The organism is Acinetobacter sp. CIP 53.82 (genome assembly GCF_000369465.1).
Classification (GTDB): domain Bacteria; phylum Pseudomonadota; class Gammaproteobacteria; order Pseudomonadales; family Moraxellaceae; genus Acinetobacter; species Acinetobacter indicus.
On sequence record NZ_KB850046.1, the window covers coordinates 271,949 to 295,948 of the forward strand.

At 47.7% G+C, this 24,000-nt stretch carries 22 protein-coding genes; 10 read left to right on the top strand and 12 right to left on the bottom strand.

What is annotated here, in order from left to right; all coding sequences use genetic code 11:
• Window positions 1–6 precede the first annotated feature (6 nt).
• A complete protein-coding gene (locus F905_RS06930) occupies window positions 7–639 on the bottom strand; it encodes a hypothetical protein (RefSeq protein WP_005178953.1) in 633 nt (210 codons plus the stop codon).
• 108 nt (window positions 640–747) lie between these two features.
• Between F905_RS06930 and F905_RS06935 the strand changes: the two genes are divergently transcribed.
• Both F905_RS06935 and F905_RS06940 read left to right on the top strand, forming a co-directional pair.
• On the top strand, window positions 748–1,143 hold the full coding sequence (locus tag F905_RS06935; RefSeq protein ID WP_005178954.1) for a DUF3144 domain-containing protein: 396 nt from the start codon (window positions 748–750) through the stop codon (window positions 1,141–1,143).
• A gap of 124 nt (window positions 1,144–1,267) precedes the next feature.
• The gene (locus F905_RS06940; protein WP_005178955.1) at window positions 1,268–2,335 is read left to right on the top strand and encodes an amidohydrolase family protein; all 1,068 of its coding nucleotides are present in this window, start codon (window positions 1,268–1,270) and stop codon (window positions 2,333–2,335) included.
• A 141-nt stretch (window positions 2,336–2,476) separates the two neighbouring features.
• Here the strand turns inward: F905_RS06940 and F905_RS06945 are convergent, their stop codons facing one another.
• Window positions 2,477–5,239, bottom strand: coding sequence for a M16 family metallopeptidase (locus tag F905_RS06945; protein WP_034598175.1), 2,763 nt, complete (start codon window positions 5,237–5,239; stop codon window positions 2,477–2,479).
• 121 nt (window positions 5,240–5,360) lie between these two features.
• Complete coding sequence (locus F905_RS06950; RefSeq protein WP_005178958.1) at window positions 5,361–6,188, bottom strand: PhzF family phenazine biosynthesis protein; 828 nt, start codon at window positions 6,186–6,188, stop codon at window positions 5,361–5,363.
• Window positions 6,189–6,323: 135 nt separating this feature from the next.
• On the opposite strand from F905_RS06950, the gene F905_RS06955 reads away from it, so the two are divergent.
• Both F905_RS06955 and F905_RS06960 read left to right on the top strand, forming a co-directional pair.
• Window positions 6,324–6,902: a flavin reductase family protein gene (locus tag F905_RS06955; RefSeq protein ID WP_005178960.1), complete on the top strand. Its 579-nt coding sequence runs from the start codon at window positions 6,324–6,326 to the stop codon at window positions 6,900–6,902.
• A 107-nt stretch (window positions 6,903–7,009) separates the two neighbouring features.
• Window positions 7,010–8,188 carry a YbfB/YjiJ family MFS transporter gene (locus F905_RS06960; RefSeq protein WP_005178962.1) on the top strand — a complete coding sequence of 393 codons (1,179 nt, stop codon included), beginning with the start codon at window positions 7,010–7,012 and terminating at the stop codon, window positions 8,186–8,188.
• A 6-nt stretch (window positions 8,189–8,194) separates the two neighbouring features.
• On the opposite strand, the gene F905_RS06965 is transcribed toward F905_RS06960, so the two are convergent.
• From F905_RS06965 to icd, 3 genes are all read right to left on the bottom strand, one after another.
• Entirely contained in the window at window positions 8,195–8,764 is a 570-nt protein-coding gene (locus F905_RS06965; RefSeq protein ID WP_005178963.1) for a M23 family metallopeptidase, read from the bottom strand.
• A 248-nt stretch (window positions 8,765–9,012) separates the two neighbouring features.
• On the bottom strand, window positions 9,013–9,156 hold the full coding sequence (locus F905_RS15500; protein WP_005178964.1) for a hypothetical protein: 144 nt from the start codon (window positions 9,154–9,156) through the stop codon (window positions 9,013–9,015).
• 285 nt (window positions 9,157–9,441) lie between these two features.
• A complete protein-coding gene (gene icd / locus F905_RS06970; protein WP_005178966.1) occupies window positions 9,442–10,698 on the bottom strand; it encodes an NADP-dependent isocitrate dehydrogenase in 1,257 nt (418 codons plus the stop codon).
• Window positions 10,699–11,104: 406 nt separating this feature from the next.
• Between icd and F905_RS06975 the strand changes: the two genes are divergently transcribed.
• Both F905_RS06975 and paaI read left to right on the top strand, forming a co-directional pair.
• Window positions 11,105–11,890, top strand: coding sequence for an rRNA large subunit pseudouridine synthase E (locus F905_RS06975; RefSeq protein ID WP_005178968.1), 786 nt, complete (start codon window positions 11,105–11,107; stop codon window positions 11,888–11,890).
• Window positions 11,891–12,067: 177 nt separating this feature from the next.
• The gene (gene paaI / locus F905_RS06980; protein WP_005178971.1) at window positions 12,068–12,460 is read left to right on the top strand and encodes a hydroxyphenylacetyl-CoA thioesterase PaaI; all 393 of its coding nucleotides are present in this window, start codon (window positions 12,068–12,070) and stop codon (window positions 12,458–12,460) included.
• Between the two features lie 95 nt (window positions 12,461–12,555).
• Here paaI and F905_RS06985 read toward each other — a convergent pair whose 3' ends face one another.
• Complete coding sequence (locus tag F905_RS06985; RefSeq protein ID WP_005178975.1) at window positions 12,556–14,259, bottom strand: M61 family metallopeptidase; 1,704 nt, start codon at window positions 14,257–14,259, stop codon at window positions 12,556–12,558.
• Between the two features lie 179 nt (window positions 14,260–14,438).
• Between F905_RS06985 and F905_RS06990 the strand changes: the two genes are divergently transcribed.
• The 3 genes from F905_RS06990 (at window position 14,439) to slyD (ending at window position 17,781) form a co-directional block, all read left to right on the top strand.
• Complete coding sequence (locus F905_RS06990) at window positions 14,439–15,749, top strand: D-alanyl-D-alanine carboxypeptidase family protein (protein ID WP_034598176.1); 1,311 nt, start codon at window positions 14,439–14,441, stop codon at window positions 15,747–15,749.
• 128 nt (window positions 15,750–15,877) lie between these two features.
• A complete protein-coding gene (locus F905_RS06995; protein WP_005178987.1) occupies window positions 15,878–17,164 on the top strand; it encodes an NAD(P)/FAD-dependent oxidoreductase in 1,287 nt (428 codons plus the stop codon).
• Between the two features lie 134 nt (window positions 17,165–17,298).
• Window positions 17,299–17,781, top strand: a complete 483-nt coding sequence (gene slyD, locus F905_RS07000; protein ID WP_005178991.1) for a peptidylprolyl isomerase — start codon at window positions 17,299–17,301, stop codon at window positions 17,779–17,781.
• Between the two features lie 76 nt (window positions 17,782–17,857).
• On the opposite strand, the gene F905_RS07005 is transcribed toward slyD, so the two are convergent.
• Together F905_RS07005 and yaaA are read right to left on the bottom strand one after the other, a co-directional pair.
• The gene (locus tag F905_RS07005; protein ID WP_005178993.1) at window positions 17,858–18,502 is read right to left on the bottom strand and encodes an HD domain-containing protein; all 645 of its coding nucleotides are present in this window, start codon (window positions 18,500–18,502) and stop codon (window positions 17,858–17,860) included.
• A 17-nt stretch (window positions 18,503–18,519) separates the two neighbouring features.
• Window positions 18,520–19,299 (bottom strand): peroxide stress protein YaaA, encoded by a 780-nt coding sequence (gene yaaA, locus F905_RS07010; RefSeq protein ID WP_005178997.1) that lies wholly within the window; start codon window positions 19,297–19,299, stop codon window positions 18,520–18,522.
• A 135-nt stretch (window positions 19,300–19,434) separates the two neighbouring features.
• Here yaaA and F905_RS07015 point away from each other — a divergent pair, with 135 nt between their 5' ends.
• Complete coding sequence (locus F905_RS07015; protein WP_005178998.1) at window positions 19,435–20,067, top strand: alpha/beta hydrolase; 633 nt, start codon at window positions 19,435–19,437, stop codon at window positions 20,065–20,067.
• Between the two features lie 114 nt (window positions 20,068–20,181).
• Here the strand turns inward: F905_RS07015 and F905_RS07020 are convergent, their stop codons facing one another.
• The 3 genes from F905_RS07020 to hisC all read right to left on the bottom strand — a co-directional run bounded on the left by F905_RS07020 (window position 20,182) and on the right by hisC (window position 23,985).
• Complete coding sequence (locus F905_RS07020; RefSeq protein WP_005179001.1) at window positions 20,182–20,547, bottom strand: hypothetical protein; 366 nt, start codon at window positions 20,545–20,547, stop codon at window positions 20,182–20,184.
• A 96-nt stretch (window positions 20,548–20,643) separates the two neighbouring features.
• The gene (locus F905_RS07025) at window positions 20,644–22,890 is read right to left on the bottom strand and encodes a bifunctional prephenate dehydrogenase/3-phosphoshikimate 1-carboxyvinyltransferase (protein WP_005179002.1); all 2,247 of its coding nucleotides are present in this window, start codon (window positions 22,888–22,890) and stop codon (window positions 20,644–20,646) included.
• A gap of 3 nt (window positions 22,891–22,893) precedes the next feature.
• Entirely contained in the window at window positions 22,894–23,985 is a 1,092-nt protein-coding gene (hisC, locus tag F905_RS07030) for a histidinol-phosphate transaminase (protein ID WP_005179004.1), read from the bottom strand.
• Between the last annotated feature and the right edge of the window lie 15 nt (window positions 23,986–24,000).

Below are 24,000 nucleotides of genomic sequence, written 5' to 3' on the forward strand. Positions count from 1 at the left end.
AATCATTTAGCGGTACTTGCCAAATACCTTCCAGGTACCGTTATCGGCCAGCGGATCATGATAACTATCGCTCCGCTGCTTGCGCGGTTTTTCCCGGGCATCCACCAGCTGAAAATGCGGTTCGACACTCAGCACAATACCGTTGACATAAAAACGAGTGCGGGTGTATTCACTTTGCCCATGCTGAAACACATAGGTACGCAAATCAATAAACTCACGGTGTGCCACCAGTGCGGCGCTGTCGTCACTCTCCAGCCACTGTTTCATCGTCAGCATCTGCGTAGCATCAAACTGGCCGCACTTTTCCATCAAGCTGGCCAGACCGCGAAAAGTTTTTGATTCTTTGGCCCGGGTTTTATTAATCCGGATTCGGTCAACATGAAAGAAAAATAAAGGCAGGTTTAAGTGACTTGGCAGATGAATGGCATCCAGCACTTCATCTTCCATAAAGGGCTGAAACAGCTCTTGTGCCCGCTCAATCAATCCGGACCATTGCTGGAAATAGGCTTCAACTTCAGCCGGATTGCCATAATAAATTGGCAGCCCTTCTACATTGACCAGATGTGCCGGCGGCCAGATGTTTTGTCGCAGCAGCGCAATATCACTTTTTAGACTTTGAACCGCAATTGCATCTTGCATCGTGATTCCTTTTTCTTGCTTAGGCTATTTTTAGAGTAAGACAAAGGTTTAGTTTCTGCAAGGCTTTGCCTATAATTATTGTTTATGATTTTAGCTTAGGAAAAATTCATGGTTCAAAAGATTGAAGCAACCGATGTTACCGAAGAAGAAGCGTTAAATGCTGCTTTCTTTGAACGTGCTGATGAATTTATCAAACAGGCCAACGAATTTTGTCGCGTCGAAAAAGGCTCACAGGAACAACCGGCGGAAAAACGCGGTCAGGTCAGTGCTGCCATGCTGTTCGGCACGGCGCGTTTTAATACCTGGGTCGCAGCCAATAACTTCAAAGATGGTGAGGAAATGCGTGCTGCCAAAGATCAGGTCATGTCCTACATTTTGCAGCAGTTCCAGATGATGCTGGAAGACAATTATGATGAATACTGTGAACAGTTCGAGAACTATTTACGTTTCCGTCGTAATGAAGAATTTCACAGCAATAAACACAAACATGATCACGATCATTAAATTGCTAAAAAAAGTCCACCCTGTTGGGCTTTTTTAATGTCATCTTTTCGATAAATACCCTTTTCTTTTTTGCAGACTTGGCTTTGAATAAAATAGACATCTTCAAGGATCAAACCAACCTGCTATGCAAAATCTTGGATTTGCACTGATTGATGCGCATATTCATCAATGGGACCCGTATAACACACCACACAGCGCACGCTTGGCGGTCAAGCTGCTAGGGAAATATCCACGCTTACTGGATAAAACCATCCGTACGCTAAAATCCAAAGCGCTGATTGACACCCTGGGACATACCCAGCATGTCACTGCCCCCTATTTGCCCGAGCATTATTGCCGCGATGTCGGCTTTTATCCGGTTGAAAAAGTGGTGCATGTGGAGGCCAGCTGGCATGACCACAAAGGCAAAGGTGTGGTTGGAGAAACCCGTTTTATTGAGTCGCTGGATTTTACCAAAAATGGTATCCAGCTGGGTGCAGTGGTGGCCACGGCCGACCCGCGTGACAGCCAGTTCAAGCAGATTCTGAAAATGCATCAGAAAGCGGCGCCGCAACATTTTCGCGGGATTCGTAAAATGGCTGCGGTTCATGAAGATAAAGACATTTATGCCTGGGCCGATGATCCGCATTTATACCGTGACAAAAAATTTCTGAAAGGCTTTGAACTACTGGCACAGCATAATTTAAGTTTTGATGCCTGGGTCTATTCCAGCCAGCTGGAAGATGTGATTGTCCTGGCAAAACAGTTTCCGGAAACCTCAATTGTGCTGGATCACCTCGGTACACCGGCCGGTCTGTTTGGTCCGGTCGGCTCGCATACCGGTATTACCCAAACTGCGCGCGACAATATCCTGTTTCGCTGGCAGGAAGACCTGGCAGAACTGGCGCGCTGCCCGAATGTCTATACCAAATTGTCCGGGCTGTTCATGCCGGTACTGGGTCATCAGTTTCATCAGCAGCAACGGCTGGCCTCAAAACAGGAAATCATTGATTTAACTGCCCCGCTGATTCAGCATGCGCTAAAAAGTTTTGGTATGTATCGGGTGATGTTTGGTTCCAATTTCCCGATGGATCGGGTCAGTAGCGACTTAGTCACGATTATTGATGCCTTTAGCGATGTGGTGGCGACGTATCATCCGCAGGCATTAGCGCAGGTGTTCCATGATAATGCCAAACAATTCTATCGGCTCTAATTCTCTATGATAAATTCACCTCATACTTACTCATAGCACCTATAAGGATTGCTGGCAGATGGGATCAGTGCCAACATAACCGGCTTCATAAAAATCTCCCGTTTAGGGAGATTTTTTATATGAATGATCTGTAATCAGCACTTATTTTACCGGCTGACCATATTGATCAGCCATGACTTCGACCCAATGTTGCGGCAGCAGATATTTCTGGACCACCGCATCAATATCGGCTTTGCTGAGTCGGGCAATGGCCTGATCACGTTTTTCCCGATACGGTAAATCACGGTCAAGTTCCAGCTGTGCCACCAGCATCCGGTGAATACGGCGCTCATCTTCCAGCGCTGTGACACGCTGTTTCAGAATGTCAGCCTTGGCCGCCGCTACTTCCTGTGCAGTCACGCCATTTTTGCGCAACTCCTGAAAGACTTTATGTACCGCCTGCGACAACTGCGCCGCTTTACCGGCAGTATAGTTGGCACTCACACTGAGGGCACCGGAATTTTCAAAGCTGCTTAAACTGAGCGAACTGCCAAAACTGTAGACCAGCGCATTTTTTTCACGCAGCTCTTGCGCCAGACGTGAGGTCAGTTGTGAGTCCCCTAAAATATGACTCATGACCATTAATGCGGCTGCATCGGGATGATCATTTCCCACGGGCAGGGTCATCACGCCCTGATAACTGCCAAACTCACGCTGTTCGGACAGTACATGCTGTTTTTGCGCCGCATAGCTGTTATACGGCACGCTTAAACGCTGATACGGCTGTGCTCCGTTCCAAGTGGCAAACTGCTGTTGCAACAGCTTGAGAACCGGCTTGGTCTCATAATCGCCGGTAATGGCAATCCGGGCATGATCCATGGCAAAAAACTGCCGATACAGCTGTTTGACTTTCTCATTGCTGGCCTGGGTCAACTGCTGCTTGGCAAATTCCGGCTCGAAGTGATAACGCAAATCTCCCGGCTGATAACGCTCGATCAAACGTGCCATATTTAAGGCAGCCACGGTTTCCGGCTCGGTATACGGCCGGTCCAGACTGGCCAGACTTTGTGCCTTGATCAGATCAAACTGGGCCTGTTCAAACAGCGGCTTTTTCATGATTTCCAAGACAAATCTGAAAAACTCATCAAATTTATCTTTTTTGGCCACAATCGAAATGGCCACGCCATTGCTATTGGCCTGTGCCGAAGCTGAACCACCGGCGTCAATGGATTTGTCGGCAATATCCTGCAGGCTGTACTGATCTGAGGCACGCAGCATTAAATAGGCCATCAGGTCAATAATCTCGCCCTGATTAAACAGCGATTTTTCATTGCCAAAATCGACTATAATGGTGGCGTAGGTTTTATCGTCCCGGGTCGAGGTGGGAAACAGTGCATATTTCATGCCATTGGCCAGTGTGCCACGCTGGATTTTGGCTTCAGTCTGGCTTAAGGCCTGTTTGGATGTGTGCAGATACTGCTGAATTTCCTGCTCATAGCTGCTGATGTCTTTGAGTGGCTCGGCCTGTACATCCATTTGATCGAGGGTTTTCAGCGGTTCAGCAGCCTGCTGTTGCTGGGCCTTTTTCTGCTCTTCTGGTGTCGGCTGAATATGCCCGCGCATACGATGTTCAGGAATCAGGAATTGCTGTAAACGTGTATTGACCTGATCCACCGTTAAGGCCTGTAATTCCTGTTGATGGACAAAATACTGTGCCCAGTTGCCCTGCTCCGATACCACATAATCACTTAGCATACCGGCAAGAGCACTGGCATTGCTAAACAGACTGTCCTGGCTATTACGAATCAGGGTTTTGACCCGGTTCAGCTCGGTCTGATTAAAATTTTTGCCCTGCTCGACACCCTGCTGCAAGGCAGTTTCAACCTGCTTGGCATTATGAGTCGGTGCATACAAGGCACCCATAAAGACCAGATTAAAATCCTGATCCAGCCAGGTGGTCGATTGCACCATGGTGCTGATACCGGTTTCAACCATGCCCTGATACAAATGCCCGCTCGGCTGCATGGTGTATAAATACGGCGCCAACGCCAGAGCGGTTTTATGCTGGCCGTTCTGACCATTTAAATAGATATTGAACTTGGCCAGCTGGCTGCCTTTTTGCACTAAAAAATCCCGGTTTTTGATGGTGCGGGCATCCAGCACTGGCACCTTGACCTGTGCCGGAATCTGGCGTTTGGCCAGCGGACTAAAGTGCTGATCAATCTGCTTCAGTACCTGCGCTTTATCAAACTTGCCGGTCAGCACCATCACGGCATTATTCGGTGCATACCAGTTGCGATAAAAACGCTGCAATTCCGGCATCTGAATCGACTGCAGCTCATTCAAATCACCAATCGGTAAACGGCCCAGATACTGGTTGCCATAGGCCGCTTTCCAGACCTGATCCATTAACACCGCATAGGGCTGATCCATACGCACTTCGCGTTCACGCTTCACAATCGCAATTTCTGCCGGCACAAATTTTTCTTGCAGCACCAGCTTGTCCATACGCTCGGCTTCAAGATAAATCATCTCATTAATGGCCGTCTGATCTGGGCGGATGGTGTTCAGATATTTGGTCGAGTAGTAATCGGTGCTGGCATTATTGCTTAAGGTGTACTGGTTTAAACGGCGCTGGAATTCATCTCCCGGGACATTCTGGGTGCCTTTAAACGCCAGATGTTCCAGTAAATGCGCCATACCGCCTTTGCCTTGGGGATCATTCAGGGAACCGGTAAAGTAGATGGTACTCATCACCACTTTATTTTCTTTGGCATTCGGCGCCAGAATCACCCGAAAACCATTATCCAGCCGGTATTCTTCAATCTGCTGTTCAGATTTTACCAACACCGGCTGGGCAAATGTCGTAGCCCCCACACCCATGATCAGCAAAGACAGGCTGAGCTGTTTAAACCGCATTAACATAATTTTTTCAATACCTTTTACCTGCTGCAGCCGCTTGCATGACTGCAGCATTAAATTGTTTGTTGTTGTGACTTATGTTTGAAAATCACCGGCATACCCAGCGTGATTTCCCTGTTCTGTTTTAATCTAAAAATAACTCGGCCACCAGATATAATTTGGCATAACCGGAAATTTCAATACGCTGCTCTGCTTGTAAGGCACAGTACAGCATTCCACCTCGCGCCGAAGCCTGATAAGCCACCAGTTCAGTTTTGCCGGTTTTTTCTGCCCATAACGGCGCCAGACCGGTATGCATGGAACCAGTCACCGGATCTTCATCAATCCCTTTATGCGGGGCAAAGTAGCGAGCAATATAGTCATAGTCCTGAGAGGGCGCGGTCAAGGCCACATCTAGGTCTGTCGCGGTAATTGCGGTGCTGACCTGATGCAGCTCTGCAATCTGCCGGATTTTGGCCAGATCGGGCTGGGCGGCTAACACTGCCTGCTCAGATTCCAGTACCAGAATATAGGCCTGTGCATTTAAATAGACTTCCTTAACCGGCTGATCAATCACATCCAGCAATTGCGCCGGAAATTCATCTTGCAGTACCGGCACACGGGTTGGAAAATTCATGCGGATTTTGCCATCATCATCTTGCGTGACAATAAAAAGACCTAAATTTTTGACATGAAAATGAATGGTTTTGGCGCGGGTATAATCCTTAAACAGTACAAAGCTGCTGGCCAAAGTGGCATGGCCGCAAAAATCGACTTCAACTGTGGGGCTAAACCAGCGAATCTCGAAATTTTCAGCATCCATCGGCTTGACAAAGGCAGTTTCGGAAAGGTTATTTTCCAGTGCAATATTCTGCATTAAAGCGTCATCAAGCCAGTCTTCGACCACTATTACTGCGGCCGGATTTCCCTTAAATAATGCTGTTGTGAATGCATCAACCTGATACATTTTCATGAATCTGTCTCCCGCTGTATTTTGTGCTTTTTCCCAAGCATGCATCAATGATATAAGTTTTAACACCCGGTACAATGCAGAATTGTTGTTTTCCTGCATATCTCAAGAATGATCTCTGATTGAGGAATAAAAAATATGACGCTCCCTGCTGATCTGCAAGCCGTGCCTTTGGAAAAGGCCTATCGTTTGATCAATCATGGTCCGACCGTGCTGGTGTCTGCACAAGATCAGCAAGAAACCGATGTCATGGCTGCAGCCTGGGCCTGTGCGCTTGAGTTTAATCCCGCCAAAGTTACAGTGGTGCTGGATAAAAGCACCAAAACCCGTGCCATCATTGAACAGTCAGGTTATTTTGCCTTGCAGGTGCCGACCTTAAAACAGCTCAGGATGGTGCATCAACTGGGAAGCATCAGCCTGTTTCAGGAGCCGAACAAGCTGGACCGCTGTGGGGTCGAGCTGTTCCAGTTTGAGCATTCTCCTGTGCCGACAGTGGCCGGATGCGCCGCCTGGCTGATCTGTGAACTTATTCCGGAGCCGCACAACCAGCAAACCCATGACCTGTTTATAGGCAAAGTCATTACAGCCTATGCCGATCAGCGGGTATTTCGTGACGGGCACTGGTATTATCATGAAGTGGCCGATGAATGGAAAAGTATCCACCATATTGCCGGCGGGCATTTTTATAGCATTGGCCAGCCGGTTTCAGTGGAATAAACAGTTGTTAGATTAGCAAACAAATTGGCCAGATCAGCGCGCAACTGTAATAGCCCGCGCGCCATACAACAATATTTTACGCATAATAAAAAGCGCAAGGAATCTGCATGGATGCACAGCAACGCCGCCTCAGCCTGTTTTTACTGCTGGCCACCTGTTTAGGTATCGGTATTTTTCGTTTTTCTTATACCGCCTTATTACCCAGTACCCGTCTGGCTTTTGAATGGAGTAGCGAGTTTGCCAGCCTGTTGGGCAGCGCCAATTTACTCGGTTATTTAATTGGTGCGGTCTGGGCCATGCGCTTAAACCGGCAGCTATTAAGCTGGATTCAGGCCGCGGCCTTTCTCGGCAGTTTAAGTTTATTCTGCTGTGCGTTCGCCGGTTTTGAGGGCAGCTGGTATCTGTTCTGGCGAATATTGTCCGGCATCTGCGGTGGCTGGCTGATGATTCTGGCGCCGAGCGTGGTTGCGCAGCACTGTGAATTGCAGCATCGGTTTAAAATTAATGTGATTGGTTTTAGTGGCATCGGACTTGGTGTGCTGCTCGCCACATTATTTTTGCCCTATTTAGATCATATCTCCACCTCAAGCGCCTGGCTGATTTTATGTGCCTTTGCCGTGCTGTGCAGTCTGGGTTTAATCCTGCTCAAACCCAAAGCCCTACCGGTTAACATCCAAAGCCAGCCTCAAAGCGCTGCTGCTGTACCCATCAATAAAAAGGTCTTTGCCAGCCTGCTCTTGGTGTATAGCTGTAGCGCGTTTTCCTATGTACCACACTCACTCTTCTGGATTGACTATTTAAGTCAGGTGCAACAACTCAGCCTGTTCTGGATTAATAGCCACTGGATTTTATATGGTCTGGGCAGTGCCTGCGGAGCGGCCTGTGCCTATTTTCTGGCAAAACAGCTCGGCAATTTCAAAGCCCTAAAAATTCTGTATTGCCTGTATGTGGCGGCCATTTTAGCGGCAATCGCGCCTTGGTCAGTGATGACTTTTCTGTCTTCCTTTTTTACCGGCCTGCTGAATCCGGCGGTGGTGTTTCTGACCTCTTATACCCTGCTCCAGCTGTATGGACTGGCCTATAAAAAGTTATGGGGCATGGCCACTTTATGCTTCGCCAGCGTGCAGCTGATAGGAGGCTTAAGCTTTAGCGGCTTACAAGTCGCCGGCTGGTCTTATCCGCAGCAGTTTTTACTGGCCGGTGCGGTTCTGGCACTGGGAAATCTATATTTTATTTGCAGCCTGCCGGCCACCAAAACACCGGTTTCCACAGCCGAGGTAAACTGATTTAGCTTATTCATCGGTCAGCTCTTGTACCAAATAGGGATAAGGATTCACGGCGCCTTGACCACTGAGATAAATCCCATAATGCAAATGTGGCGGTGTATTTTGAGCATTGCCGCTATTACCGACATAACCAATGATTTCACCGGCTTCAATCCAGTCGCCTTCCTGAATCTCCGCTGCATAATCCTCTAAATGTGCATAATAATGATGGCTTAAGCCCGGACCAATCACCCAGACCACTTTACCCCCAAGGTTGTTGGTGCCCACCCGCGATACAATTCCAGCCGTGGTTGAGCGTACCGGCGTGCCGCGTTTGGCAAAAATATCAGTGCCTTCATGCCGACGCCCTTCACTGCGCGCCGCACCCCAGGTATCACTGATCTGCCTGGCCTGCACACCTTCTACCGGGACCGGTAAAGGCGCCATGAATTCCTGCTGTTGCAATTTCAGATACAGCATCGGATAGCGCATACCGGCGGCATCACCCGAAGGCGGTGGCTGACAGCCGACCAGCAGCACACTCAAACTTAAGCCAAGCGCCAGACCGGCGAGCCGTTTAGAAATCAAGATATTCATGGCACCTGCATCATCAAGGGATGACTTGATCTTAAGGTCTGCTCAGGGGTAGATAAAACACGGTTTTTGTACAGGTTTTGCTGATCTGGGTTTGGAGATGATTCCTCTGCTGCTTTCCGATCTAGATCGTCATGGGCTATATAGATATGACAAAGGCTCTCATCATGAGAGCCTTTGTCAGTAAATCAATTTAAAAACCTATCTGCGCCTTTAGGCGATGAAAAAGTTTTTAAATTGGGGGTGCGACATCATTGCTGACGTTGGTTTTTCTGTTTTTGATTTTGTTGCTGAGGCTGTTGCTGCTGTTGACGTTGATTGTCATTCTGCTGCTGATTTTGTTGACGTTGGTTTTGCTGATTCTGTTGATTCTGCTGGTTTTGTTGATTAGCCATTTCATATCACTCCTGTATCAGTTCGATATGTCGCACAATATGTACAGGTATTACTCTACCGGGTTTTGTTTTTTGCCCAAGTCATAAGCTGTATCAAATTGCCTCAATGTAATTGGGCACAGGATTATCCATTACAAATCAAGTGAAAATAGTTTTACTATTTTACCTTAGTCACCCAAAGCATCACTGTGGTTACTTGTCATTACATTGACACAAATGGATGAGAAGATAAGGCATAAAAAACCCGCGTTAAACGCGGGCGGTTACATCAAATAGATAGCGTTTTTATTGGTCCATCTTGTCAATAATCACCTGACCAAACTCAGAGCAGCGCAGCAAGGTGGCATCTGGCATCAGGCGTTCAAAATCATATGTCACCGTTTTGGCTGCAATCGCACCGGATACACCCCGAATAATCAGATCGGCCGCTTCAGTCCAGCCCATATCGCGCAGCATCATTTCCGCAGACAGAATAATCGACCCCGGATTGACCTTGTCCTGCCCGGCATACTTTGGCGCGGTGCCATGGGTGGCTTCATACATATGAATTGCGCCGCCAATATTGGCTCCCGGTGCAATGCCAATCCCGCCAACTTCTGCCGCCAGCGCATCTGAAATATAATCCCCGTTCAAGTTTAAGGTGGCAATGACCGAATAATCTGCCGGGCGCATTAAAATCTGCTGTAAAAAGGCATCGGCAATTACATCTTTAATCATAATCTCTTTGCCGGTTTTCGGATTTTTCAGCTTCACCCACGGCCCGCCCTCGAGCAATTCGCCGCCAAAACGTTCCAGCGCCACTTCATACCCCCATTCCTTAAAAGCGCCTTCGGTATATTTCATGATGTTGCCTTTGTGCACCAAAGTCACACTTGGCTTGTCATTATCAATCGCAAACTGGATGGCTTTACGCACCAGACGTTGAGTACCTTCTTTGGAGACCGGTTTAATGCCTATACCGCAGTTTTCTTCAAAGCGGATTTTGGTGACACCCATTTCTTCTTTCAGGAATTTAATGACTTTTTTCGCTTCCGGTGAATCGGCTTTCCATTCAATCCCGGCATAAATATCTTCCGAGTTTTCCCGGAAAATCACCATATCGGTCAGTTCCGGATGTTGCACCGGTGAAGGCACGCCTTCAAACCAGCGTACCGGACGCACACAGACATACAGGTCCAGTTCCTGACGCAAGGCCACATTCAATGAGCGGATCCCACCACCAACTGGTGTGGTTAGCGGCCCTTTAATCGACACCACAAATTCACGCAAGACCTCAAAGGTTTCTTCCGGCATATAGGTGCCATAAATCTTGTTGGCCTTTTCGCCGCAATACACTTCCATCCATTCAATCGCACGTTTGCCACCATAGGCTTTTTGTACTGCCGCATCCACCACGGCTTTCATAGTCGGGGTAATATCCACCCCAATCCCGTCACCTTCAATAAAAGGGATAATCGGATTGTTCGGCACATTCAGGGATAAATCTGCATTTACCGTAATTTTGCTGCCATCTGCAGGCACGACGATTTTCTGATAACCCATAATCCTTGCTACTCCCTGTGATTGGTGGGCGGGCAAATCCATACTATTCTTGCCCGGCACCGGTCTTTTTTGGCTGTCTGCTTAATTGTATTTTTAACTCGATGATCTTTTCAGTTTAATCAAAATTTAACCAGCCCGGGATTTATAAGGGAAATGGCCTTATTTCTGTGCTTAATAAATCGGCATATATCCTGTGGCATCTCTCAGCAAGTTTTACATTTCCAATCAAAATCATCTGCTCAGCTTTGCCATAAAGTTCAGGCAGATCAGACAGAATCTGCTATAGTAGCCGGATATTGTGGACCTTCTTTTTGCTCATTGTCACCCTTTCTCTCCCATGCCGGGTTTTATTACAGGTAGCATAAGAACCACACCCAGATTTTGTTATATTTTTTAGTAGGTTACAGTGAAAATAGTTATTCTTAACAAGCCTTATGATGTGCTGTCGCAGTTTCGTCCCGATGAAAAGCACCCAACCATGGCCGACTTCATTGACGATCCGGATTTGCGGATTGCCGGTCGTCTGGACATGGATTCAGAAGGTTTAATGTTCCTGACCGATCATGGCGGTTTAAACCAGTTTATTACCAACCCGGCCAATAAAAAGTTTAAAACCTATCTGGTCCAGGTCGATGGTGACATTACCGAAGAAGCGCTAGAACAGCTGCGTAAAGGTGTAGAACTGAATGATGGCATGACCTTGCCGGCCAAAGCGATTAAAGTGGCTGAACCGGAGTGGTTATGGGAACGTCATCCGCCGGTACGTTACCGCGCTTCGGTGCCGACCTCCTGGGCTGAAATTTCAATTTGTGAAGGCCGTAACCGTCAGGTGCGCCGCATGACCGCTGCGGTCGGCTTCCCAACTTTGCGTTTAATTCGCACCAAAATCGGTTCGATTGATCTGGTTCAGCTGGGCCTGCAACCGGGTGAAACCCGTGAAATTGAACCACTGCTCTATAGCGACTTTAAAGATGTACCAGCCGAACAGCCGTATCGCTCACGTTCTTATGTGAAGAAACCGGGCGGCACTGGTGGCAAACCGATGCAGAAAAAAGTCAACAAAGATGGTACCGCCAAGAAAAAATCCGGCACACCACGCATCTGGCAAATGGAAGAAGGTGAAAAGCCACGTCGCAAGACCAATGGCACCACCCGTCCCAACACCAAATCACGTAGTCGTCGTGCCCGTTAATGGGGCTGGCATCTGTATAGCTAAAAAAGCTGTTGCAAAGATGCGTTGAATAGACGATGAAAATAAGGCTCCAACGGGGCCTTATTTTTTTGCTTGTATTTTCAGCATCACAATGCTATTTATGATTCACATAATTTTAAATTTAAAATAAAACGTATCTTAAAAAAGGAGTCTGCTATGGATCAGCAAGTTAATCCCATGTTTCATCAGGACCGATTAATGCAGCATCTGGGCGCCCATTTGGTGTCGTTTGGTGAACACAGCGCACAGATTGAATTAAAAATTACCGAGCAGCATTTACAAGGCCATCAAACCTGTAACGGTGCGGTGATTTTTGCGCTGGCGGATGCGGCTTTTGCCATTGCCTGCAACACCGGCGAACATCCGGCGGTGGGTCAGCACTGCGGTATTCATTATTTAAAACCGGGCCTGCTCGGCGATACCCTGACTGCGGTGGCAGAACATAAGGCCAGCAGTGGCCGCAGCGGCATTTATGATATTCGGGTCACGAACCAGAAGCAGCAGATTGTGGCGGAGTTTCGCGGTACTTCCCGCCTGATCATCAAATAAGGTGTGATTACGATAGGGTTTATGACGATAGATCTGCATAAAAAAACCGATGCCTGAGCATCGGTTTTTTATAGTATAGATTTCAGACTGTGATTTTACACTTTTAACCAGCGATCCAGTTTGGCCTGATCTTCAACTTTTAATTCAACTTCAGTCAGTTCAGAACCTGCTGCATTCACTTCAAACTGCATCAGTTCATCACGGCGGAAAGCATGTACTGTAAAGCTGCCGCTCTGTTTGGCATACTGCTCGATCAGTTTGCTGCTGGCTTTGAGGCCATCAATGGCAATGATTACATCATGCGCCGACAGACCGGCTTGCGCTGCCTGACCATCACGGCGTGCGGCCTGTACCAGTACGCCTTCCGATTTATCAGCCAGTTTTAACCCCAATGGCAAACGCTTGTCATTTTTTAAGCTGTAGCTCAGACCAAATTCCGGGAACAGCTGATCCAGCGGTAATTCTTCAGTGGTGTTAATCAGATGGTTAATCTGCTCAGCCCAGCTATCACCGGTTAATTCCTGACACAATTCATAAATCGTGCGCTCATGCACCTGAATCCCCTGCTGCGCATTGTCATACAGCTTGCGCATTAAGGCATCCAGACTGGAGCCACGCAGACGTAAACCGAGGTCCAGACACAAGGCCACCAAACAGCCCTTGTTGTAATAGCTGGTGCCGGCATGGTTGGAGTTTTCATCCTGACGGTAGAATTTGACCCAGGCATCAAAACTCGATTCAGCCACGGTTTGAATTGCCCGACCCGGATTTTGCAAATAACGGTCAATCTGCGCTTTTAATAAAGCAATATAAGATTCCTGATTAACCACGCCGCTGCGTAATAAAATCAGATCATCATAATACGAGGTAAAACCTTCAAAAATCCATAACAAGGAGGTGTAACCTTCCCGGTTCAGATCATAATTGACAAAGCTGTCCGGACGGATAAATTTCACCAGCCAGGAGTGGAAATATTCGTGGCTGCACAGCCCCAGAAAACGCTGATATTCTTTCGATGGCTCTTCCGGCTCATTGGCTTTTGGCAAGTCATCGCGCGGGGTAATCAGGCTGGTACTGTTCGGATGCTCCAGACCACCATAGCTGTTCCCGGTCGCCATGGTCATAAAGGTATAATCCTGAAACGGTGCAGAACCGAACATGGCAATTTCAGTGGCACAGATTTTTTCCAGGTCCTGCTGCATTCGCGCAGCATTCATGGCATGTTTGCCCGATACCACAAATTCATGTGGAATGCCTGCTGCATCAAAACTAAAACGGGTCTGCTCGGCCAGCTCAAACGGCGCATCAATCAGTTCGGCATAGTTTTTGGCTTTTAAGGTATAACGCCCTTTCACCAGACTTTTGGCCGCCAGTCCGGTCGCCAGCTGGAAATGTTTCAGCTCATTGGGCAGAAACACTTCGACTTCAATGGCTTTATCTTCCTGACCTTCCAGTCCTAAACAGGCACAGGCCGGATTGACATATAACCGGGTCTGATCAACATAGGCACCACGCACCGACAGGTCGTAGGCATAAACATCATATTCCACCGTAATCAGTTCATGATCGGTATTAAACAAACGCCATTTGTTCTTTTCAAATTTCTGGATTTTTAAAATACGCCCGGCTTCATCATAAGCCTTGACCGCTTCAATATGTTTGGAAAATTCACGAATCAGATAGCTGCCCGGAATCCAGGTCGGTAAAGCTAGAACCTGTGTCGGATTGGCCAGAAAGCGCAAAGTGACATGAATAAGATGCTGACGATAATCGTCAAATTCGATTTGATAATGCAACATAATGGGCGATATAAAAGATCAAAGAGATAACTTATCAATTAGCTTAACATTTTTTTGTCATGCAATGCGCAGTCGTCTTCATTGTCGAAAATTATCGCTAGTCAGGCGGCAAAAAAAAGCATAGCATGCCTAAAATTTTTATGTTTATGACCAACGGACTGGTTAAAAAAGGAATCCCCTTGAAACGTGTCATCTACCTGATTGCGCTGCTGTGCTGGCTATGCAGCTCGCTTGCGCATGCCACCTTATTATCTTTTAATCCTGAAACGGTTGAAGCAGAAGCCTGGACCGTGCTTGATCCACAATCGGGTCAGGTCATTGCAGAACACAATAGCCAGATTCAGCGCGCCCCGGCCTCGCTGACCAAGATGATGGTGGCCTATATTGTGCTCAAGGACATTCAGGCCGGCAAGCTGAACGTGGCAGATGTGCTGACCGCAACGTCGGTGGTGAAACAGGTGATGTGGGATGAATCCCAGATGTACCTGAAAGAAGGTGAGCAGATTTCTGTCGATCAGCTACTAGCTGGTTTAATTGTGATGTCTGCCAATGATGCCGCCCTAACTCTGGCCGAACGGATTTCTGGCAGCGTACCGCAGTTCGTGGCACGTATGAATCAGGAAGCACAGGCCTTGGGAATGCAAAATACCCATTTCCAGAATCCGGCCGGGATTACCATGCCGGAACATTATTCTACCGCGGCCGATCTGGCCCGTTTGGCACAGGCGGTCGTCAATGACACTCCGGATTATCTCGCTTATTCCAAACAGACCAGTTTTACCTATAACCAGCGTTATCACCGTGCCACTAACATTCTGCTCAAACAGGACCCGACGGTGGATGGCTTGAAAACCGGTTATACCCGTGCCGCCGGTTATAACCTGGCGCTGACGGCCAACCGTCTCACCCAGAATTTTGATGATCCGAACCGGCGTTTAATTGTGGTGGTTTTGGGTGCCAAAAGTGCATTTAAACGCGCTGAAATTGCCCAGCAACTGATGAACATCAGTTATGCCTACACCCGCAACGAAGTGGCTTTAAAAAACAAGCAGCTGATTGCTGAGTTGCCAGTGGTAAAGTCGACCCTGAAAATGTTCAAGGTTGAAGTGCAGCAACCGAAAATTGTCACCACGTCTTTATATGGCGAAAATAGCGCGATTGATTTAAAACAGTTTGATGTGACCCAGCAGCGCCTGTTTGTTAACGATACCTTCGGTCAGACCCGACTGATTGAACCCTTAACCCAGACCGAAACCCATTTGAATGTCGAGCTGAAAGAAAAGTTACTGACGGCCCCGCTGGCACAGGTGATGCAGCTGGCCACCGTGCATGTTTATCAGAATAACCGCCTGATCAATACCATTCATCTGGAAGAAGAAGTACATATTGCCGAAGCCAGCCTGTTTGAAAAACTGCTGATCTGGCTAAAAAGCCTGTTTAGCTTTTCCTCCAAGGATGAAACCACAGCCAAAACTTATCCGCTGGTTTAATCCTGTGAACAAGCACAGTGGAAATGCTACATGATGTAAGTTGTCGAACAATCTGAGCCATTTTCCTGACCGGGAGATGGCATAAATTGAGCCTGTTCTTGCATTAAAAATAACAATATAGGTTCATCATGTCAGCATTACATCGTATTGTGATTGTCGGTGGCGGCGCCGGCGGTCTGGAGCTTGCTACCCAACTCGGTCATCGTTTGGGTAAATCGGGCAAAGCACAGATTACTCTGGTCGATCAGAAACTGACCCATATCTGGAAACCGCTGCTACATGAAATTGCAGCCGGCACGCTCAATCCGCATCAGGAAGAAACCAACTATTTTGTCCATGCTGCCCAGCATCATTATCAGTTTACATTAGGCACCCTGGTTGGCCTTGACCGGACCCAGAAAAAGATTCAGTTGCAGGCACCGCAATTTTCCAAAAAAGAACAGCCACCAAAGCAGATTGACGTGGATTATGACACACTGGTGCTGGCGCTGGGCTCCACTTCCAATGACTTTCATACCGAAGGGGTGAAACAGCACTGTCATTTTCTGGACAGTCTGCCCCAAGCCACGGTGTTTCATCAGGACTTGCTGCACCTGTATTTAGAAGCCCAAAATCAGCCGCAAAGCCGTGCCCTGAATATTGCCATTATTGGCGCCGGTGCTACCGGTGTTGAACTGGCGGCAGAGCTGTATCAGGCCAAACAGACTTTTGCCCAATATGGTTTAAACCGGATTGACCCGCAGCAGGTTCGGATTACGCTCATTGAAGCTGCCGACCGGATTTTACCGGCCCTGTCACAGCAGATTTCCCGGCATACCCAAGCCCAGCTGGAGCACTTTGGTATTGAAGTGCTGACCCAGCATCGGGTGGCCAAGGTCGATGAAGAACAGGTTTATTTTGCTGCAGGTAATCCGCTAGAAGCAGAAATTAAAGTCTGGGCTGCCGGAATTCAGGCCCCGGAAATTTTTAAACAGTGGGAAGATTTTGAAAAAGATCATCTGCACCGTTTAAAAGTCTATGCCACCTTACAGACTTATACCGACCCCAACATTTTTGCCTTTGGCGATTGTGCCCATTGCCAGCCCAAAGCCGATGAACCGGTGCTGGGTCCGCGTGCGCAGGTGGCCAGTCAGCAGGCCAGCTTTCTGGTTCGTGCCCTGAGCCAGCGCGTGAATGGGAAACCACTGCCGATGTTTAAGTTTTCCGACAAAGGCTCGCTGATTTCTTTAAGCCAGCATACGGCCGTGGGTGAATTACTTGGTCGGGTCAATGTACAGGGTATGGTCGCCAAATCGATGTATGTGTCTTTATACCGGCTACATCAGGCCACCATTCATGGCTATACCCATACCGGGGTGCTGACCGCCAAAGACATGCTCGGCAGAAAAATTGGCCCTAAAATAAAATTGCATTGAAATTTTATCGACTGCCCCAATATCTGGGAAAATGTCATAAAAAAGCCAAATGTGAGTTTTTTGAGTAAAAGTATTCAACAAATTTGCCTTTTCACTTTATGATGTACCCTTAGAAAACTAAATGGATCTATAACATGACTGCTATTGCAAATGACCTCGTGGTTTCTTTCCACTACACATTGACTAACGCAGAGGGTGAAACTCTCGACCAATCTCAAGGTGAACCACTTGCCTATTTGCATGGTGCGGGTAACATCATCCCTGGTCTTGAAAAAGCCCTAGAAGGTAAAACTGTGGGTGAAAAATTCACTGTAAACGTACCTGCTGCTGAAGGTTATGGCGAATACAACCCTGACCTGGTTCAAGAAGTTCCAGCGCAAATGTTCCAAGGCGTAGACAGTATTCAGCCTGGCATGCAGTTCCAAGCACAAACTGATGACGGCGTACAGATCGTAACGGTTAAAGCAGTTGAAGGCGAAAACGTAATCGTTGATGCAAACTTCCCGCTTGCTGGTCAAGACCTGACGTTTGAAGTTGAAATCGTAGAAATCCGTGAAGCGACTCAAGAAGAGTTAGACCACGGTCACGTACATGGTGTTGGCGGTCATCACCACTAATCTTGTGACAAGATGGAAAAGGCAAAGTCTGACTTTGCCTTTTTTTATGCCTGAATTTTAGTGGGTGAATAAACCATCACGATGCTGATTCGCCCGTTGTAGACAAAGCCTGGGCCAGATTGTGTTTGGCCTGTGCTTCATAATGCTGCTCAAAATACCGGGTCTGATACAGCGGCTGCATCTGATAAAACTGCATCAATACCGCACGGCGCTTGTGCTGATAAAGATTCTGCTCGACCCAGGCATATTCCTGACGAATCTGTTGCTGATATTCAGCAAAACGTGCTGGCGGCGCAGCCAGAATCGCCAGATCAATATCCAGCAAGGCATTTAAGTCAGGCTCATCACTGGGCTGATGCTGCCGGGTCGCGAGAATCCAGCGGCTCACGGTTTCCAGTTGTGCTGCCGTTAAAAAATCTGCACATAACTGCTGGCACAATGTCGCACTTTGTGCTTCATTGTCCTGCGCTTTAGGATGATAGACCGCATCATGAAACCATAACGCCAGCTCGACCAGCGATGCTTGCTGCAACTGTGTGCGAATCTGATCGAAATGCTGCAGACATTCCAGAATATGCTGCACGCCATGATAGTGCCGCTGCGGCTCACTATAGGCCGCCAGCAGCCGCGCATACAGCTGCTGCGTCTGGCAGCGATTCAGCGCAAACTGCTGAGCACAGCGTTGCCAATACAACTGAAAATCAGCAAGTTCTGGTTGCATGGCACGCACTCCCCTGTTTATGCGGCTTGCTCATCTCGCTTAAACACCAGCTCACCTTTTAGGGAGCTGTCAGCATCGAAATAATAGCCATCGCTATTAAAGCCTTTTAAATCTTCAGCACGTTCAATTTTATTTTCGATGATATAGCGCGCCATCAAACCACGGGCTTTTTTGGCATAGAAGCTGATGACTTTATATTTGCCATTTTTCTGGTCTAAAAATACCGGCTTGATGATTTCTGCCTGAATCTTACTTTCTTTCACCGATTTATAATATTCATCCGAAGCGATATTCACCAGCAATTCAGACTTGGCCGCAGCCAGATCTTCATTGATCAGATCAGTAATGATGGTGCCCCAGAATTCATACAAATTGCTGCCACGCGGATTTTTCAGCTTGGTGCCCATTTCCAGACGATACGGCATCATTAAATCCAGCGGGCGCAATAAGCCATACAGGCCTGACAACATACGCAAATGTTGCTGTGCGTAATCAATGTCCTGATCCTTCAGGCTGTAGGCATCCAGACCGGTATAGACATCGCCTTTAAAGGCAAACAGCGCCTGACGCGCATTGGAAAAATCAAAATCGGCCTGCCAGTCGCGGAAGCGTTCTACGTTTAAATTGGCAATTTTTTCGCTCACACTCATTAAATTGGCGATTTCTGAAGCAGATAGCGTACGACTAACGTCGATAAGTTCTTGTGAATGCGCTAATAGTCTTGGTAAGGTGTGGCTGTCGGTGGGTAATGCAGATTCATAATCTAAAGTCTTAGCAGGAGAAATTAAGGCGAGCATACACATCCTGATCAAAAAGTGGTTAAAAAATAATTAATCAAACTATAACAGTCAGCTTATTTTAATGCCAATCTGTGTTTTTCCTAAACATAATCGGTAAAATAATCGATTCTCCTGCCATTATTCGATTATCTTATGTCCGAGCAAATTTTCATTCCAGGTCCTGTGGGTCGAATTGAAGTTTTCGTAGATTATCCACAGGGTGAAGTGAAAGGATTCGCGGTTGTCAGCCACCCCCATCCATTGCAAGGCGGCACCCCGCAACACAAAGTTCCTGCATTATTAGCACAAATGTACCTAGAGCGCGGCTGCGTGGTATATCGCCCAAGCTTCCGTGGTTCAGGCCAGAGTGAAGGTGTGCATGATGAAGGCTTTGGCGAAACGGACGATATTCTAGAAGTCATCAAATATGCGCGTAGCCAGCACATTGGCCTGCCGTTCTATGCCGGCGGTTTCAGCTTTGGTGCGCATGTGATGGCAAAGAGTTATGCAGCGCTACCGGTTGAATTACAGCCGAAACAGACTATTTTATGCGGCCTCCCAACTGCGACAGTAGCTGGTGTACGTCACTATGTAACCCCTGAAATTAAAGGTGACATCCTGTTTATTCATGGCGAAGCCGATGATGTGACCCTGCTCTCGGACATGATTACTTGGGCCAAACCACAGCGTCATCTGGTTACCATTTTACCGGGCGCCAACCATTTCTTTACCGGCTATTTAAAACAGCTGCGGATTGCAATTACCCGCTTCCTGGCCTTAGGCTAAAGACAAAAACCCATCTGCTGATGGGTTTTTTATTGGAAAGAAACCTGTAACAGTACTATTAATTTTAAAATGGATACAGACGAAATGGCTTCGCGATTTCGATCTGGGATTGTTTTAATTTTTCCATTCAAAGGCAGTAAAGTTTTCATCCTGTTTTAAGGTCTGCTCGACCGCCTGGGCCAGCTGATTTAGCAAGCTTTGCGATTCAATCCGGTCAAACCAGTCCTGCTCTTCTTCCGGATAAGACAGGATTTCACACACCAGTCGTCCTTCGGCATCGCGGCTTTCACAGCTCACGCTTAAGGGCAAAGGATGATCTTCCACACTAACCGCAATTTGTGCGCCACTTTGCGGCAAGGTTTCAAAGCCGTGCTGGTTTAACTGTCGGGCCAGCAAATCTGCCACATAGTCCTGGGCAATCTTACAGTCCTGTAATTCGGCCTTGTTATCACATTGTGCGGTAAACTGGAGTGTTTTCATAAACGACCCTACTGCTGTTCTTGTTGTATATTTAGCATAAGCAATATAAAACAAACAGCCAAGCAAAAGCTTGGCTGTTTTGGGTTATTTTTCTCTTTATTCGGTCACTTCAATCTGCAGGCCGGCCTGAGCGGTCAATTGGGTAAAGGTCGGGAAGCTGGTCGCGACCGTTTCTGTACCTACAATTTTAATCACTTCCGAGTTACGTAAACCGGCAATCGAGAAGCTCATGGCAATACGGTGGTCATGATGCGACTCAATTTCACCGCCGGTGAACACAGGCGACCAGTCACCTGCTTTGCCCTTGCCTTCAATGATGATGCCATCTTCAGTTGGGGTACAGTCGATACCCATGGTTTTCAAGCCATCTGCCATCACCTGAATCCGGTCAGATTCCTTGACGCGAAGTTCAGCCGCACCAGTCAGTACAGTCTGGCCTTCCGCACAGGCGGCTGCAATAAACAGCGCCGGGAATTCATCAATCGCCAGTGGCACTTGATCTTCCGGAATATGAATACCTTTTAAGGTACGGCTGCCCTGAATACGAATATCGGCAATCGGTTCACCGCCGGCAATACGCTCGTTGGATACAGTAATATCTGCGCCCATTTGCTTGAGGATTTCAATCACACCAGTACGGGTCGGGTTAATGCCTACAGCTTCTAAAGTGACATCGGCATTTTCAGTAATGGCCGCGCCCACCATAAAGAACGCTGCAGATGAAATATCTGAAGGCACCTGAATATTGGTTCCCACCAGTTTACCGCCGCCTTGCAGGGAAATACGGTTGCCTTCGGTTTTCACTTCATAACCAAAAGCACGCAGCATACGCTCGGTATGGTCGCGGGTTGGTTCCGGTTCAGTTACTGCAGTTTCACCTTCGGCCCACAAACCGGCCAGTAAAATTCCTGATTTCACCTGTGCCGAGGCCATTGGTAAATCGTACTGAATGCCTTTTAACTGCTGGCTGCCCGTAATTGACACCGGTGGCGTACCACGCTCACCTGTGGTCTGGATTTGTGCACCCATTTCACGTAATGGCTTGGCAATACGCTCCATTGGACGCTTGGACAAGGATGCATCACCGGTCATCACCGAATCAAAGGCCTGCGCCGACAACATGCCTGACAGCAAACGCATGGAGGTGCCAGAGTTCCCCATATACAGCGCACCAGCTGGAGCTTTGAGGCCCTGCATCCCCACACCGTGAATGGTCACTTCACCATTTTTTGGGCCTTCAATACTGACGCCCATATCGCGAAAAGCCTGCAAGGTCGCCAGTGCATCTTCACCTTCCAAAAAGCCGGTGACATGGGTGGTGCCTTCTGCAATTGCACCAAACATGATTGAACGATGTGACACAGATTTATCACCTGGCACAGTAAATTTACCCTGGAAATTTTTAGAGCCCGGTAAAATCGTAAATTGTTGTGTCACTTTATTGTTCTCCATCAACGGTTTTTTGGCCAGCATATGATTAAAATGCTGACGCGCTGCTTGAGCATGTCCCAGCAGGCCCATTAAAGCCTGCGAGTTTTCCTGTTCGATCAGCTGGCGCAAGATTGCCAGCTGTTGTTCAAAGCCATCGACTGCATTCAAAATTGCCTTTTTATTGGCAAAGAAGATGTCGTGCCACATTTGTGGATCACTGGCTGCAATTCGCGAGAAATCACGAAAGCCGCCTGCAGCATAGCGAAAAATATCTAAATTGTCTTCCCTGTTGGCCAGTTGCTCCACCAGGTTAAATGCCATTAAATGCGGAAGATGACTGGTATGTGCCAGCACTTCATCGTGCTTGTCCACATCCATACAGATCACTTCCGCTTTGGCTGCTTCCCACAGTTGAATCAGTTTATTGACCGCCCAATCCGCACTGGTCGGTAATGGAGTCAAAATCACTTTATGATTGGCGAATAAATCGACCTTACCGGCATGGACCCCGGTATGCTCGGCTCCAGCAATCGGATGCCCCGGCACAAAACCGGCAGGCAGTTGTTCACCAAAAACCGCTTTGGCTGCATCGACCACATTGCCTTTGGTACTGCCGACATCGGTCAGGATTGCATCAGGTTTTAAATACGGTTTAATCTGCTGCAACACATATTCGGTGGCACGTACCGGTAAGGCCAGTACCACCAGATCAGCATCTTTTACCGCTTCGACCGGATCGCTATAACCGGCAGCAATTAAACCCAAGGCTTTGGCATCTTCTAGCGTTTTTTGCGAACGGGTCGATGCCACTACCTCATGAGCCAGCTGTTCAGCCTGAATCACACGCGCCAGACTTGAGCCAATCAGCCCAAGTCCAATAAAAGCGACTTTTTCAAACAGGGGTTGCGTCATGGCTTATGCCTTTGCGTCCAGACCTAACACCTTCGCCAGTGCAGTCAGGAATTTGGCATTTTCTGCTTCTGTTCCAATCGATACACGAAGATGGTTTGGAATACCAACCGGACGTACAATCACGCCTTCTTTGAGCAAGGCATTGAAGGTTTGTGCCGGATCAGCCTGTACATCAACCAGAATAAAGTTGGCACGTGAAGGCACATAGTTCAGGCCCAGTGCCTTAAAGCCCGCTTCCAGCTGCGCCATACCAGCCTTGTTCACTTCACGTGATTTTTCGATAAAGGCTTCATCTTTCAGCGCTGCTACAGCTGCCACCATAGCTAAATGGTTCACGTTAAATGGCTGACGGATACGGTTTAAATAGTCAGTCACCTGTACAGAGGCCAGAGCAAAACCAACTCGTAGCGCTGCCAGACCATAGCACTTCGATAAAGTACGGCTAACAATCAGGTTTGGATACTGATCCAGATATTTCAGGCTGTTGAAGTTTTCCGGGAAGTATTCCACATAGGCTTCATCCAGTACCACAATTACATTGGCCGGTACTTTCTGCATGAAGGCTTCAAATTCAGCTTCTTCAAACCAGGTGCCAGTCGGGTTATTCGGATTGGCAATGAACACCAGCTTGGTGTTGGCTTGAATGGCTGCAGCCATCGCCTCTAAATCGTGCGAGAAACCTTTGGCTGGTACTTCAATGGCCTGTGCATTAATGGCCTGAGTTACCAGTGCATAAACCGCAAAGGCGTGCTGGCTATATACGATTGAGTCCTGCTCGGACACAAAAGCGCGGGCAAACATTTCCAGCAGGTCATTTGAACCATTACCCAAAGTAATCCGTTCATGACCAAAACCAAACTGCGCTTCAATCTGGTCTTTTAAAATAAAACCACCGCCATCTGGATAACGACCAATTTCTGCCAGCTCGGCAGCCACGGCCTCTTTGACTTTGTCTGAACAGCCCAACGGGTTTTCATTGGATGCCAATTTCACAATATCGGTAATACCCAATTCGCGCTCAAGTTCACTGATCGGCTTACCTGGTTGATATGGCTTTAACTTAGAGATGCCTTCATTGGCTGGGACAAACGACATTTTTTACTTCCAGAT

Coding starts and splice junctions, on each gene's coding strand:
- F905_RS06985 (WP_005178975.1), bottom strand. CDS start 14,259: ATGTTGCATTATCAAATCGAATTTGACGATTATCGTCAGCATCTTATT.
- paaI (WP_005178971.1), top strand. CDS start 12,068: ATGGATCAGCAAGTTAATCCCATGTTTCATCAGGACCGATTAATGCAG.
- slyD (WP_005178991.1), top strand. CDS start 17,299: ATGACTGCTATTGCAAATGACCTCGTGGTTTCTTTCCACTACACATTG.
- F905_RS06995 (WP_005178987.1), top strand. CDS start 15,878: ATGTCAGCATTACATCGTATTGTGATTGTCGGTGGCGGCGCCGGCGGT.
- F905_RS07015 (WP_005178998.1), top strand. CDS start 19,435: ATGTCCGAGCAAATTTTCATTCCAGGTCCTGTGGGTCGAATTGAAGTT.
- F905_RS07020 (WP_005179001.1), bottom strand. CDS start 20,547: ATGAAAACACTCCAGTTTACCGCACAATGTGATAACAAGGCCGAATTA.
- F905_RS07005 (WP_005178993.1), bottom strand. CDS start 18,502: ATGCAACCAGAACTTGCTGATTTTCAGTTGTATTGGCAACGCTGTGCT.
- F905_RS06950 (WP_005178958.1), bottom strand. CDS start 6,188: ATGAAAATGTATCAGGTTGATGCATTCACAACAGCATTATTTAAGGGA.
- F905_RS06960 (WP_005178962.1), top strand. CDS start 7,010: ATGGATGCACAGCAACGCCGCCTCAGCCTGTTTTTACTGCTGGCCACC.
- icd (WP_005178966.1), bottom strand. CDS start 10,698: ATGGGTTATCAGAAAATCGTCGTGCCTGCAGATGGCAGCAAAATTACG.
- F905_RS06935 (WP_005178954.1), top strand. CDS start 748: ATGGTTCAAAAGATTGAAGCAACCGATGTTACCGAAGAAGAAGCGTTA.
- F905_RS15500 (WP_005178964.1), bottom strand. CDS start 9,156: ATGGCTAATCAACAAAACCAGCAGAATCAACAGAATCAGCAAAACCAA.
- F905_RS06930 (WP_005178953.1), bottom strand. CDS start 639: ATGCAAGATGCAATTGCGGTTCAAAGTCTAAAAAGTGATATTGCGCTG.
- hisC (WP_005179004.1), bottom strand. CDS start 23,985: ATGTCGTTTGTCCCAGCCAATGAAGGCATCTCTAAGTTAAAGCCATAT.
- yaaA (WP_005178997.1), bottom strand. CDS start 19,299: ATGCTCGCCTTAATTTCTCCTGCTAAGACTTTAGATTATGAATCTGCA.
- F905_RS06965 (WP_005178963.1), bottom strand. CDS start 8,764: ATGAATATCTTGATTTCTAAACGGCTCGCCGGTCTGGCGCTTGGCTTA.
- F905_RS06940 (WP_005178955.1), top strand. CDS start 1,268: ATGCAAAATCTTGGATTTGCACTGATTGATGCGCATATTCATCAATGG.
- F905_RS06945 (WP_034598175.1), bottom strand. CDS start 5,239: ATGTTAATGCGGTTTAAACAGCTCAGCCTGTCTTTGCTGATCATGGGT.
- F905_RS07025 (WP_005179002.1), bottom strand. CDS start 22,890: ATGACGCAACCCCTGTTTGAAAAAGTCGCTTTTATTGGACTTGGGCTG.
- F905_RS06955 (WP_005178960.1), top strand. CDS start 6,324: ATGACGCTCCCTGCTGATCTGCAAGCCGTGCCTTTGGAAAAGGCCTAT.